The following is a 13,020-nucleotide window of genomic DNA, read 5'->3' on the forward strand; positions in this document are numbered from 1 at the left end:
GGCGGCCCGGCCAACCACCAGGCCCGCCTTGCGGGCCGTGAGCCAGGCTCCTGATCACCACGGCATCTCGCCAACGATGCTCTTGCCACAGCGGGCCCCGCCTCGATGAAACCGGACTACTTGGAGGTCTTGGCCATGGCCGAGTCCGAGACCCGCCAGATCAAGCGCGTGGTGTCGTAGCCCTGCTGGCGTGCCTTGCTCAGCAACTCCTCGCGTACCGTCTCGTTGACTTCCTTGGTCCGCGACAGCAGCCACAGGTAGCGCCGGTTAGGGTTGCCGACGATCGCCGTCTTGTAGTCATCGCTGACGTACAGCACCCAGTACTCACCCTTGGCCACTCCCGGCAGCAGGCGCGTGAACCAGTTGTCGAAGCGCACCCAGAGCTTGTCGGTCTGGCCCGGCACCTGGGGCGTGGCGGTGCCTCGGGCTTCTTCCCACTTCCATTCCGGGGTCAGGCAGCGGTTGAGCACCGCCATCGTCGCATCCGGCAACAGGGTGTATCGGGCTTCGGATTGCGCGCAGTTGCGCTGGAAGTACATCGGCAGGCGCGCCAACTCGTACCAGGTCCCCTGGTAGCGCTTGAGTTCGACATGGCTAGCGGTCTTGGGCGCCAACGAATCGTCCCGGGACGTGGCGCAGCCGACCAAGAGCAGGCCGGCTAGAAGGGTGACAACGAAACGCATCATTATTTTTCTCCCGTGGGCCCCAGGCCCCGGTCTTTACTTCAGGCCTTGCCCGGAAAACATCAGGACCTTGTCACCGGCATACTGCACGCTGATAAAGCTGTTCTTGTCGCCCCAGGTGCAACTGGACATGCCCAGTGCGCCCGAGCAGTCGGTCGGCTTGCCCAGGAGCTGTTCGACATCGGCCTTGGGCATGCCCGTCGAGAGCTTGGAATAGTTTTCCTGATTGACCTTGCTGCATGCGGCCAACAGCACGCAGAACGACAACAGAGCGATGGAACGCAGGGACATGGTGAACTCCTGGACGAAAGGGGGAAGGCCTGTCAGCCAACCAGAAGCTTAGAAGAGAAAACCCCCTTCTGGTTCCCCGCCAGGCCGGGTATTTCTTGCCGATGAACCAGGCATTTCCCACGCAAATCAACCACCTTCGATCAGCGCCTGGCTGTTCGTCGGTTTTGTGCCGGTCGGGCTCATTTTCACTGATGGCCAGTCGACATAACTGCAGCGCAAATACCACCACTGTGGCAAATTGACGCCCCTCGTTGACCACCCCCTCGCGGTAGTTCACTTAATGACCAGTAATATGAAGTTCAGCCACAAGATCCTGCTTGCCGCCGCCCTTGTGGTCGCCGTCGCGTTCGCCTGTTTCATTCTGTTCAACGACTACCGCCAGCGCGAAGCCTTGCGCAGCAGTACCGAATCCTCGATGCAGGAACTGGGCAGCCTGAGCACCAGCAACATCCAGACCTGGCTGGAAAGCCGCATCCAGCTCCTGCAATCCCTGGCGCAGCAGATCGCCGTGGACGGCAGCGGCGCCGATAGCCTCAAGCGCAGCGTCGGCCTGCCCGCCTACACCGGCAACTTCCAGCTCACCTACTTCGGCGGCCAGGACGGCATGATGTTCTCGGTCCCGGCCGGTAACCGCGCGGCCGACTACGACCCCCGCAGCCGTGGCTGGTACAAGGCGGCCAACACGGCGCAGCAGACCATCGTCACCGAGCCCTACGTCGCCGCCTCGTCGGGCAAGCTGGTGATCACCGTTGCCACTCCCGTGCAGCACCAGGGCCGGATGATCGGCGTCGCGGGTGCCGATATCGACCTGTCGAGCATCAGCGCCATCATCAACTCGCTCAACTTCGGCGGCCATGGCCACGCCTTCATCGTCGGCGCCGATGGCAAGATCCTGATCCACCCCGACAACAAGCTGGTGCTCAAGAACCTGGCCGAGGCCTACCCGGACGGCGCACCACGGGTGAGCCCCGGCCTGCAGGAAGTACAGGTGAACGGCAAGACCCAGTTCATCTCCTTCACTCGCGTCAACGGCGTGAACTCGGCCAACTGGTACGTGGCCCTGGTCCTGGACCAGGACGCGGCCTTCGCCATGCTCGGTGAGTTCCGCACCTCGGCGCTGATCGCCATGGCGATCGCCGTGGTAATCATCATCGGCCTGCTGGGCATGCTGATCCGCTTGCTGCTGCAACCCCTGCACCTGATGGGCCGGGCCATGCACGATATCGCCGAAGGCGAAGGCGACCTGACACGGCGCCTGGAGATCCACAACCATGACGAATTCGGCACCCTGGGCGTTGCCTTCAACCGTTTCGTCGAACGCATCCACAGCTCCATCCGCGAAGTTTCCTCGGCCACCGGCCAGGTCAACGAAGTGGCCCTGCGTGTAGTCGCCGCCTCCAACTCGTCGATGCTCAACTCCGACCAGCAAGCCTCGCGCACCAACAGCGTGGCCGCAGCCATCAACCAGCTGGGCGCGGCCGCCCAGGAAATCGCCCAGAACGCCGCCCTGGCGTCGCAGCATTCCAGCGAGGCGCGCAACCTGGCACAAGATGGCCAGCAAGTAGTGGACCGGACCATCGACGCCATGCACCAGCTGTCGGCCAAGATCAGCAACTCCTGCGAGCACATCGAGACCCTCAACAGCAACACGGTGAACATCGGCCAGATCCTCGAAGTGATCACCGGTATCTCCCAGCAGACCAACCTGCTGGCGCTCAACGCCGCCATCGAGGCCGCCCGCGCCGGTGAGGCCGGACGTGGCTTCGCCGTGGTCGCCGACGAGGTGCGCAATCTCGCCCACCGCACCCAGGACTCGGCGCAGCAGGTGCAGAAGATGATCGAGGAACTGCAAGTAGGCGCCCGCCAGGCAGTCGGCACCATGACCGAAAGCCAGCGCGAGAGCGAAAGCAGCGTCGGCATCGCCAACCAGGCCGGCGAGCGCCTGGGCAGCGTGACCCAGCGCATCGGCGAGATCGATGGCATGAACCAGTCGGTGGCGACCGCGACGGAAGAACAGACCGCCGTGGTGGAGTCGATCAATGTCGACATCAACGAGATCAACACCCTCAACCAGGAAGGCGTGGAAAACCTGCAAGCCACCCTGCGCGCCTGCGCCGACCTGGAACAGCAGGCCCAGCGCCTGCAACACCTGGTGGGCAGCTTCCGGATCTGACGTCGGGCAACAGGGATAGCCTCGTGCAGCCGCTACTAGAGGCGGTACACGGCCCGCAAGGACGCGGGAGTCGCATCGGCAAAAGCGCCGCAAGCCCTGGGGGCCTTGGCGCAGCCTCACCCGCTCGGCAGCGGTTACAGGAAAAGGATTAGAAGCTTGAGCCGGGCTGGCTCAGGAAGGCCAGTTCCTCGGCGCTGGATTCACGTCCGAGAATGGCGTTGCGGTGGGGAAAGCGCCCGAAGCGAGCGATGATCTTCTGGTGCCGTTCGGCATAGTCCAATTGGCTGGCGAAGACCGGGCGGTCTTGCTCCGGCTGCTCGTCGTGCAAGGCAGCCAAGCGCGATACGGCTTCATTCTGCACCGCCAGGTGTTCGCAATGCTCGAACACCAGGTAGATGAAGCAGCGCTGCATGGGCGTCAGGCGCCGATCGAAGTCTGCGGCAATACCCTGGGCCACCAGGGCCTGGGCCCGGGCGTCGCCGGAGAATGCCCCGGGGGTATCGCGGTGGATCATGCGCGGCAGCTGGTCCAGCAACAGCACCAGGGCCAGCCAGCCTTGGGGACTTTGCGTCCACTCGACCAGGCCGCCGGCCAGGGCCTGCTCCACCAGGTCACCGAAACGCTCTTGCGCCTGGCGATCCTGGCTGTCGCGCTTGCCGAACCACAAGCCACCCTTGGCAGCGACGATCTGTGCCGGCGTCTCGGCGTCGCCGAACCACCAGTCGAGCAGGGGCTGCCAGGGTGCGCTCATGAACTTACTCCTGGTGGTAGGCGGTAACCCGGGCCACTTCTTCCTTCGAGCCGAGGAACACCGCTACGCGCTGGTGCAGGCCTTCAGGCTGGATGTCGAGGATGCGCTGGTGGCCGTTGGTCGACGCGCCGCCCGCCTGCTCCACCAGGAACGACATCGGATTGGCTTCGTACATCAGGCGCAGCTTGCCGGGTTTTTCCGGCTCGCGGCTGTCGCGTGGGTACATGAACAGGCCACCACGGGTCAGGATGCGGTGCACGTCGGCCACCATCGCGGCGACCCAGCGCATGTTGTAGTTCTTCTGCAGCGGACCGGTATCGCCGGCCAGCAGCTCGTCCACGTAGCGCTTGACCGGTGCTTCCCAGTGACGCTCGTTGGACATGTTGATGGCGAACTCCTGGGTGCTTTCAGGAATGGTGATGTTCTCGTGGGTCAGGACGAAGCTGCCCATCTCGCGGTCCAGGGTGAAACCCTTGACGCCGTCGCCCAGGGTCAGCACCAGCATGGTCTGCGGGCCGTAGATCGCATAGCCGGCGGCCACTTGCTTGGAACCAGGCTGCAGGAAGGCCTTTTCATTCAGCGCTTCGTTCTGGCTCAGGTACTCGTTGGGGCAACGCTGTACCGAGAAGATGGTGCCGACCGGGGCGTTGATGTCGATGTTCGACGAGCCATCCAGCGGGTCGAATACCAGCAGGTAGGCACCCTTGGGGTATTTGCCGGGGATCTGGTAGGCGTTGTCCATTTCCTCGGACGCCATGCCGGCCAGGTGGCCGCCCCACTCGTTGGCCTCGAGCAGGATCTCGTTGGAGATCACGTCGAGTTTCTTCTGCACTTCGCCCTGCACGTTTTCCGTGCCCATGCTGCCCAGCACGCCGCCCAGGGCGCCCTTGGAAACGGCATGGCTGATTTCCTTGCAAGCACGCGCCACCACTTCGATCAGGAAGCGCAGATCGGCAGGAGTGTTGTTGCTGCGGGTCTGCTCAATCAAATAGCGACTCAGGGTAACGCGGGACATGGAAGGCTCCGGAAGGATGGGGGGCTTGAAAAACCCGCGCAGTTTAACGCGAGTCGAGGCGCATTTCCTCCTCTGAGACAGGGAACGGGCAGATAGAGTTCAGGCGCCGGGTTCAGCGTAGTCGCAAAACCACGGGCACGGGTGGCGAGGGAGCGACCCCCCTCGCGCCGGGCTCAAGCCTTGGCTTGAGGCTTGCGCAGGAGACTGAAGGCCATCGCGCCCAGGGCCAGCACGCCCAGCAGCAGTACCGCCCACAGGCCGATCTTCTTCCAGTCCGGCCCGGGGGCTGCGGGCGTCGCGGCATCGCCAGGAGCGGATGCGCTCAGTTGCACATCACCCTCGATCCGGGCCTGGCCCAACTGCTTGAGGCGCTGCGGGCTGTAGTCGGGAATCAGGGTGGACAACGGCAGGTTGGCCGCGCTCACCCCGGGGTTGCCCAGCGCCAGGGTGTAAGGCCCATCCCCACGCGCCAGGAACACCAGCTGCGCGCCACGCACGGCGAACTCCAGGGCCGGCGCCGCCGCTCCCAGGCCACCGCCACGCTCATCCACCACCAGCTTGAGTTGCTGTACGGTCTGCCCGGGCAATTGCAGTTCGTTCTGCTGCACGTCCTGGCCATTCTGGGTCAGGCGATACAACAGGCCGTTGCCCAGCGGCTGCCAGGGCAGGCTGCTGTCGCGGCGCCCGTAGAGCCGGGCCGGGGCCAGGCTGTTGGCCTGCTTGAGTTCGACCCGTACCCGCTCGACGTTCAGGCCCATGGGCAATTGCCAGCTGTACTCGCCCGCCTTGGCCGCAGTGCCGGCCAGCGGCTGCGACCACACCAATGGCGATGGCTGGTTGCTGGTGGTGCTGCTCTGCAACTGTGCGGCAGTCAGCGCCGGCGCCACCTGCGCAGATTTCCACAACAAGCGCAGGTAACGCGCCGACTGCCCGGGCAACGCCACTTCATGCTGCTCGACCCGCTCGTCGGCGAACGACAAACGCGCGACCTGCCCTTCGCCCCAGGCCTGCCAGTGCCGCAGGTCGTCGCTGGCCTCGATGCTGAAACGCTGGAAACCGTCATGCTCGCTGCTCCAATCCAGGACCAGCTGCTGAAGCGGTGCCTTGATCGCGCTGGCATCGAGCAACCAGCCGCGCAGTACCTGCTGCTCCGCTTGCGCCCGCGCCTCGGGTTGCACCTCCACCAGGGTACCGTTGGTGCCCGACTGCACCCGCACGCTGGCCGGGCTGTCGCCGGCCTGGGCGGAGCTGTACAGCGGGAACCACTTCACCGCGCTGAGGCTGCGCTGCTCGCTGGCCTGGGCCTGTTGGCGGGCCAGGGCATAAGCCTGGGGCTCGCCGGCGGCATTGAATACCCGGATGTCGCGCAGGTCGGTCTGGCTGGCGCGCATCTGCACCGCCAGGGGCAGCTCCAGGCGGTACCAGGGGCCCTCGCCGCTCAGGCTCAACGGCACCCGGGACCTGAAGTCCCCCGGTTGTTCCTGGGCCACGGCGGACAGCGCCACACACAGGCCCATGGCCCCCCACCAGCGCAGGTTCAGCTTCTGACTCAAGGCGACACTCCTTCATTCAACGACTTGCCGGCCTCAGGCTCGGCCTCCGCCCGCTTGGGCGGCAATGGGGCGAAATAACCCACCACCAGCAGCAACGCCCCGACCCCGATGAACGAGACGATCCGCGCCAGGCCGCCACGGTTGCTCAGCTCCACCAGGAACAGCTTGGCCACCACCACCGCGATCAACGCCGCGCCGATCAGCCAGATCTCGCGGCGATGGCGCAGGTGCCCGCCGATCATCAGGCCCAGGGCGATCAAGGTCCAGACGATGGACAGCCCGGCCTGGACCATCATCGAGGCCAGCAGGGCATCGGGATGGAACGGCACCCCGCTCCAGTGATGGGCAGCGCGCATCACCATTACGGTGAAGAAGGCGAACAGCGAGACCCCGGCCACCAACTGCGTGCCACGCTCGGCGTAGCCACTGCGAATCGCCAGCTCCAGCGCCGCGCTACGGGACCAGACATAGACCCCGAACAGGGCGAACAGCAGCCCCAGCTCCAGCGGGTTGAGCAACGGCAGGTAGGGCAGCGGATCGGCGCGTCCGTCGCTGAACAGGTTGGCCAGCCAGAACCAGCCAAGCATCAGCGCCGCCAGGGGTAGCGCGGCATACAGGCGATACTCCCGGGAGTGGCCGGCCACCGGCCACGGCCAGTTGCGCGGCGCGGCCATCGCCACCAGGTACAGGCTCGGCAGGATCGCCCAACCCAGCCAGCGCCAAGCGTTGTACTGCTCGGACAACAGCAGCAGGCCATAACGCAGCTGCAGCGCCAACACGCCAATCAACAACCAGCAACCCAGCACATGGGCGACGCTTGCCACCCGCGCCGGCAGCAGCGCAGCCAGGCGCCGCAGGCTGAAGAAATGCACGGCGAACAGCGCCGTCCAGGCCAGCCAGCCGAAATCTGCCGCCGGGTTGTAGCGGCTGGTCCAGCAAGCCATCAGCACCAGCCCGCCAGCCGGGATCAACAGGCTGCCCAGCAAGCCCAGGGACTTCCATTGCAAACGTACCGCCAGCAGCGTGGCGAGCAACACACTGGCCGTAGCCAGCGCCAACAGCAGCGCCGGCTGCCAATGCGCGGGAGCGAAACGCAATACTTCCTTGATCCAGGTGAACGCCCACCAACAGGCGCCCCAGGCCAGCAGCAAATCGGCCAGGCGGCCCAGGGCCAGGGCGTCGAACGCCGAGCCATGGTTGCCCCGCTGTAGGCGCCAGGCACCCACCAGCGCCGCCAGGGCCAGCACCATCGGCGTCCAGAAGTCGCCATTGGCCAGGGGCCGCACGCCCTCGGCCAGCGCCGCGTAGAACCAGTCCGAACCGACCAGCAGGAAGGCGCTGCCGCCGATCACCTGCAACGCCAGGCCGAAGAAGAAACTCACCCGCTGCTGCAGGTACAGGCTCAACCAGATGATCAACAAGCCACAGGCAGCCCAGACGCCACTGGCGGTGCGCCACGGCAGGACGAACAGCACCGCCAGGTTGATCAGCACCAAGCCCGCCAGCAGCACCACCGACAGGCCACGCAGCAAGCGCGGATCGTCGCGCACCATGGCATCGCGCGAGGCCACCAGCATGCCGCCGATCAGCGCCAGGCCGATCAGCGAGGCGCTCATCAACCCGCTCCAGCCACTGCTCAAGACCCCACCGGCATCGCCGTCAGCGCCCTTCAGGTGCAACAGGAACAACGCACCACCGAGCAACTGGATGGCGAACGCGCTGAACAGGAACGTCCGCGATTGCAGGCGCAAGCCGACGAACAGCGTCGCCAGCCCTGCCAGGGCCCAGCTGATGGCCGTGCCCTGGGCGGCGAAGAACAGCGGCGCCAGCAGATACAGGAAGCCCAGGCCAGCCACCGCCAACAGTGGGCGGATGCCTTCTTTCAGCCAGTTCGGCAGTTGCTCCTGCGGCGTGCGGCGCAACTGGTCGAAGCTGAACAGCAGGGCGCCACCGAGCAGCAACGCCCCCAGGGGCGCACCGGACAGCAGGCTGGTACTGGCAAAGCGCAATTCATTGAGGAAGGCCGCGGCAGAACCTGCCTGCAGCAGCAGGGCGAAGGCCTGGGCCAACGAGCGCCGCTGGCGCATGCCGAGCCAGAAGATCCCGGCGCCCTCCACCGCCCAGGCGGCGGCGGTCCAGCGCGCATCCAGGCCCAGGGGAATGGCCAGGCTGGCGAAGATCACGCCCAGGGCCAGGCAGGTCTCGCCCAGCAGCAGGGCCCGGCCCCCCATCAGCAAGCGGGCCAGCAGCATGTACACCAGGCCCAGGGCCAGGGCGCTGAAGGACGCGGCCAGCTCCAGGTGCTGGACCAGCGCCAGTTGCAGGCCGAAGCCCACCAGCGGCGGACCGAAGAGCATGCTGCCGTCGACGTAGTCGCCCTTGCGCGCCGACCATTGCAACAGCGCCTGGCGGTCACCATCGGCGGGGGCATCGTTCAGGTCCAGCAGCTTGCGCCGGGTGAACAGCAGGCCGATGGCCAGGTACATGAGGAAGAACAGGACCAGGAACGGTTCGGTGCTCCACAACAGTTCAGGGGTGTAGGAACGCATGCCCCAGGCGAAACCGATGCCGAAGGTACCGACGAAACCGATCAGGTTGAGCAGGCGCCAGGCCTTGAACCAGGCAATGGCGAGGATGCCGGCGTTGAGCAGGGCGAAGTAGCTGAACAACGCCACGTGGCTGCCTGCGCCGGTGGAGGTGAGGATCGGCGCCGCGAACCCGCCTAGTGCCGCCGCGGCGGCCAGGCCCAGGGCATCCTGGGTGATGGCCAGGATCGCCGAGAACAGCGTCACCGCCACCAGCAGGCCCAGGGCCGCGGAAGGATCGAGCAGCGGGTGCAGGCGCATGGCTGCGAACACGGTCAGGTACAGCACCGCGATCCCCGTGCCCTGGAGCATCAGCGCATAGGCACCGTTACGTCGGCGCAACCACCAGCCCAGGCCCAGCAGGCCCAGGGAACAGGCCGCGACCCCGGCATAGCGCAACTCGATGGGCACCACCACGCCTTCGGTGGCGTAGCGCAGGAGGAATGCCAAGCCGAGGAACAACAGCACCACCCCGACCCGCAGCACGGTGTTGCCACCGAACAGCCAATTGCGCGCACCGCTGATGGCGCGCTCGATCAGGTTCGGCTCGTACTCCACGGGTGCTGCCGGCGAAGGTGCCGGCTGCGGTTCGGCTTGCCGCTGCGGCTGCGAACGCCAGGCCGAGTCCGGCAGCGGCTCGCTGACGGCAGCCGGGGTGGCGGCGGGAGGCAGTTCCCAGACCAGGTCAGAGGCGGCGGGCACCGGCTGCACGGGGAGGATCTCGTCGAGGACGAACTGCGGCGGTGCGGCCGGCTCGGGAACCGGAGCACTGGCGACCTGGACCTCGGGAGCCGGTGCGCTGCGGGCCTCGGGCTGGGCCACAGGTTCGGCCGGCGAGCCGCTGCCGGCCTCCAGCAGCTCCAGACGCTGGCCCAGCCGGGACAAGTCCTGCCTGGCTTGCTGCAGCTCAAGCTGCTGGCCAGCCAGCTGCTTGTGCAACAGGCCAAGACGAAAGGCCAGGCCAACCGCCAGGCCGAGGAAAGCGCCAATCAGTGCATCGCCCAAAGACTCATCGACGATCCACCCCAGCACCGCGCCCAGCAGCATGAACATCCATTGCATGTGTCGACATCCCTAAACAGTCCGGTAACGGACAGGTCCAGCTGTTGTTTTACCGCTTCGGCCGCGGCCCTGCCTGTGCGGGGCCGCCATTGCCATTGGAAGCCGGGCACGAGCGACGAGGCACGGGCCGGGACAAAAACGCCGCCCAGTATATCGACAAGGCCCGGCGAACGCCGGGCCTTGCTCACAGTTCCAGCGCCTGGCCGGCGGGCTTACTCCAGGGCCTTCCAAATGTCCGTGGCGTACTCGCGAATGGTCCGGTCCGAAGAGAACCAGCCCATTCGCGCACTGTTGAGCACCGCCGAGCGCCACCATTCCTTGGAATCGTGCCAGCGCTCCTCGACTCGGGCCTGGGCGCTCCAGTAGGCATCGAAGTCGGCGCAGACCAGGAACCGGTCATAGTCCACCAGCGAATCCACCAAGCCGGTGTAGCGCGACGGATCGTCCGGGGAGAACACCCCGCCACGGATCGCCTGCAGGACATCGTTGAGCCGGTGGGACGCGGCGATATCCGGCGCCGCGCTGAACTCGCCGTTGCTCTTGCGTGCCTCCACCTGCTGGGCGGTGAGACCGAAGATGAACATGTGCTCGGCCCCGACCCGCTCGCACATCTCGACGTTGGCGCCGTCCAGGGTGCCGATGGTCAAGGCGCCGTTGAGGCCGAACTTCATGTTGCTGGTGCCCGAGGCCTCGAAACCGGCGGTGGAGATCTGCTCCGACAGGTCGGCGGCGGGAATGATGCTCTCCGCCAGGCTGACGTTGTAGTTGGGCAGGAACACCACCTTGAGCAAGCCACGCACCGTAGGGTCGTTGTTCACCGTGCGGGCGATATCGTTGGCCAGCTTGATGATCAGCTTGGCCTGGTGATAGCTGGCGGCGGCCTTGCCGGCGAAGATCTTCACCCGGGGCACCCAGTCGGTTTCCGGCTCGGCGCGGATCGCCTGGTAGAGCGCCACGGTATGCAGCAGGTTGAGCAACTGGCGCTTGTACTCGTGGATACGCTTGACCTGCACATCGAACATCGCCGCCGGGTTGACCGCGATTCCCAGGCGCTCATGGATGATCGCCGCCAGGGCCCGCTTGCTGTGCAGGCGCTGCTCGGCGAACTGCTTGCGAAACGCCGGCTTGTCGGCCAGGGGCTCGAGCGCCGGCAGCCGGTCCTCGGGGCTGTCGAGCAGCTCGGGGCCCAGGGCGTCCACCAGCATCTGGGTCAGTTGCGGGTTGGCCTGGTACAGCCAGCGGCGGAAGGTGATGCCGTTGGTCTTGTTGTTGATCCTTTCGGGGTACAGCTTGTGCAGTTCGGAGAACACCGTGCTGCGCATCAGCTGGGTATGCAGGCCGGAAACGCCATTGACGCTGTGGGAGCCGAGGAACGCCAGGTTGCCCATGCGTACCCGGCGGCCGTTGTCCTCTTCGATCAGCGATACCGCCCGCAGCACGTCGAAATCATGCAGGCCCTTGGCCCTGAGCGAATCGATGTGCTGGGCGTTGATCAGGTAGATGATCTGCATGTGCCGTGGCAGCAGGCGCTCCATCAGGCCCACCGGCCAGGTCTCCAGGGCCTCGGGCAGCAAGGTGTGGTTGGTGTAGGCCAGGGTTTCCACGGTGACCTGCCAGGCCGCATCCCAGGCGATGCCGTGCAGGTCCACCAGTTGGCGCATCAGCTCGGCCACGGCGATCGACGGGTGGGTATCGTTGAGCTGGATGGCCGCATGCTCGCCGAGGCTGAGCACCGAATCGTGCATGTTCTTGTGCCGGCGCAGCAGATCCTGCAGGGACGCCGAGACGAAGAAGTATTCCTGGCGCAGGCGCAGCTCCTGGCCAGCCTCGGTGCTGTCGGCCGGGTACAGCACCCGCGAGATGCTCTCGGCCCGCGCCACTTCGGCCACGGCGCCCAGGTGGTCGCCGGCGTTGAAGCGCTCCAGGTGCAACTCCTCCATGGCCCGTGCCCGCCACAGGCGCAGGGTGTTGACGCTGGCACCGCGCCAACCCACCACCGGGGTGTCGTAGGCCACCGCCCGCACGGTTTCCGCCGGCCACCAGACCTGGCGGGGCGCGCCGCTCTCGTCGACCACGGTCTCGACACCGCCGCCGAAACCTATGGAGTAGATCACCTCGGGACGCTCGAACTCCCAGGGGTTGCCGAAGTCCAGCCAGTGCTCGGTCTGCTCCTGCTGCCAGCCGTCGACTATGGCCTGGCGGAACAACCCGTGTTCATAACGGATGCCATAGCCATGGCCGGCAATCCCCAGGGTCGACATGCTCTCCATGAAACAGGCCGCCAGGCGCCCGAGGCCGCCATTGCCCAGGGCCGCGTCGGGCTCCAGCAGGCGAATGCGCTCCAGGTCCACGCCCAGGTCCGACAGGGCTTCACGAGCCACGTCCAGCAGCCCGAGGTTGCTCAGGCTGTCGATCAGCAAGCGGCCGATCAGGAACTCCAGGGACAGGTAGTACACCCGCTTCTGGCCCCGGCGATAGATCTGCCGGGTGTGATCCATCCAGTGATCGACCATGTGGTCCCGGGCCGCCAGGGCGATGGCTTCGAACCAGTCATGGTCGAAGGCGTGGTCCGGGTCCTTGCCGACCGCATAGGTGAGTTTGGTCAAGACGGCTTCACGAAAAGCCGCTACCTCCGTGTCGCGAACAGGGGATTCCTGAGTCATCGTTAAGACCTCTGACGAGATACACAGTGAGCATGGAATTGACTGAGCCTAGTCGGTCTGACACGAGGTGAAGGCTCTGGTTCGGCCTTGATTCAAATGACCGGGCAAAAAGCGCCGTCCCCCGCTCCAGCGGGGAAAAAACAAGCAGAGGTCGTACCAGCACGAAATAACCGGCACATCAGTGCGAAAAATCCGACGCAAAGTTGTTCAAAAATCCAGCAGTCCCGGTATGATCGCGCGCCCC

The 13,020-nt window shown here is 65.8% G+C and carries 8 protein-coding genes; 1 reads left to right on the forward strand and 7 read right to left on the reverse strand.

From position 1 onward, the window contains the following. Positions 1 to 116: 116 nt before the first annotated feature. Both CAG11_RS07215 and CAG11_RS07220 read right to left on the reverse strand, forming a co-directional pair. Positions 117 to 686: a lipocalin family protein gene (locus tag CAG11_RS07215; protein WP_031320095.1), complete on the reverse strand. Its 570-nt coding sequence runs from the start codon at positions 684 to 686 to the stop codon at positions 117 to 119. Positions 687 to 719: 33 nt separating this feature from the next. Further along, positions 720 to 974: a hypothetical protein gene (locus tag CAG11_RS07220; RefSeq protein ID WP_022639525.1), complete on the reverse strand. Its 255-nt coding sequence runs from the start codon at positions 972 to 974 to the stop codon at positions 720 to 722. 280 nt (positions 975 to 1,254) lie between these two features. On the opposite strand from CAG11_RS07220, the gene CAG11_RS07225 reads away from it, so the two are divergent. Further along, on the forward strand, positions 1,255 to 3,147 hold the full coding sequence (locus CAG11_RS07225) for a methyl-accepting chemotaxis protein (protein ID WP_218191787.1): 1,893 nt from the start codon (positions 1,255 to 1,257) through the stop codon (positions 3,145 to 3,147). A gap of 148 nt (positions 3,148 to 3,295) precedes the next feature. Here CAG11_RS07225 and CAG11_RS07230 read toward each other — a convergent pair whose 3' ends face one another. From CAG11_RS07230 to CAG11_RS07250, 5 genes are all read right to left on the reverse strand, one after another. Then, complete coding sequence (locus tag CAG11_RS07230; RefSeq protein ID WP_022639523.1) at positions 3,296 to 3,898, reverse strand: DUF924 family protein; 603 nt, start codon at positions 3,896 to 3,898, stop codon at positions 3,296 to 3,298. A 4-nt stretch (positions 3,899 to 3,902) separates the two neighbouring features. Next, positions 3,903 to 4,913: a class 1 fructose-bisphosphatase gene (locus CAG11_RS07235; protein WP_022639522.1), complete on the reverse strand. Its 1,011-nt coding sequence runs from the start codon at positions 4,911 to 4,913 to the stop codon at positions 3,903 to 3,905. Between the two features lie 173 nt (positions 4,914 to 5,086). Then, positions 5,087 to 6,466: a DUF3999 domain-containing protein gene (locus CAG11_RS07240; protein ID WP_085595697.1), complete on the reverse strand. Its 1,380-nt coding sequence runs from the start codon at positions 6,464 to 6,466 to the stop codon at positions 5,087 to 5,089. Then, positions 6,463 to 10,113, reverse strand: a complete 3,651-nt coding sequence (locus CAG11_RS07245) for a DUF2339 domain-containing protein (protein WP_085595699.1) — start codon at positions 10,111 to 10,113, stop codon at positions 6,463 to 6,465. The genes CAG11_RS07240 and CAG11_RS07245 overlap by 4 nt, the downstream gene beginning before the upstream one ends. Before the next feature lie 212 nt (positions 10,114 to 10,325). Then, on the reverse strand, positions 10,326 to 12,776 hold the full coding sequence (locus CAG11_RS07250) for a glycogen/starch/alpha-glucan phosphorylase (protein ID WP_085595701.1): 2,451 nt from the start codon (positions 12,774 to 12,776) through the stop codon (positions 10,326 to 10,328). Positions 12,777 to 13,020 lie beyond the last annotated feature (244 nt).

The organism is Pseudomonas sp. B6(2017), assembly GCF_002112765.1.
Classification (GTDB): Bacteria; Pseudomonadota; Gammaproteobacteria; order Pseudomonadales; family Pseudomonadaceae; genus Aquipseudomonas; species Aquipseudomonas piscis.